This is a genomic window from Vibrio sp. YT-19(2023) (assembly GCF_033337395.1).
Genome location: NZ_JAWOQN010000501.1, coordinates 1 through 698, shown reverse-complemented (window position 1 = coordinate 698; position 698 = coordinate 1). Strand labels below are relative to the sequence as shown.

Below are 698 nucleotides of genomic sequence, written 5' to 3'. Positions count from 1 at the left end.
CGATTGTCACAAATGATCAATGCACCATGATCTTTCTGATCTCGAATCAAACGCCCTACGCCCTGCTTTAACGTGATCACCGCATCGGGGATTTGCACTTCAGCAAACGGCTCACCACCACGCAATCGACAATCTTCAATTCGGGCTTTTAGCAGCGGATCATCCGGGGCAGTAAACGGCAATTTGTCGATGATAACACAGCTCAGTGCGTCACCTCTAACATCGATCCCTTCCCAAAACGCCCCCGTCGCCACAAGCAAAGCGTTACCCAGCTCCATAAACTCTGCAAGAGTCTTTTGCTTGCTCATTTCACCTTGCATAAGAACCGGAAGATCCAACACCTCACGGAACTTCTCTCCCAACTCACGCATCATGCTGTGAGAAGTACATAAGAAGAAACAACGACCGTCATTTTCTTCAATGACTGGCGCTAACATTCTCACCAATTTGTCCGCTAAGCCTGGGCTGTTTGGCTCAGGAAGATAACGAGGCACACAAAGGCGAGCCTGCTTTTCATAATCAAATGGCGATGGCAGCGAAAACTGTTGTTTAGGTTTTAAGCCGAGACGATCGGTAAAGTGCTTAAAGTCACCAGAAACCGCAAGCGTTGCTGAGGTGAAGATCCACGCACCTTGCTTGATTTCAATTTGTTCATGGAACTTATCTGCCACCGATAACGGAGTAATATGCAGAGTAAA

At 47.6% G+C, this 698-nt stretch carries 1 protein-coding gene; it reads right to left on the bottom strand.

From position 1 onward, the window contains the following. Positions 1 to 698 (bottom strand): ATP-dependent DNA helicase (locus R7E78_RS26760; protein WP_318058691.1); only part of this gene is annotated, 698 nt, incomplete at both ends.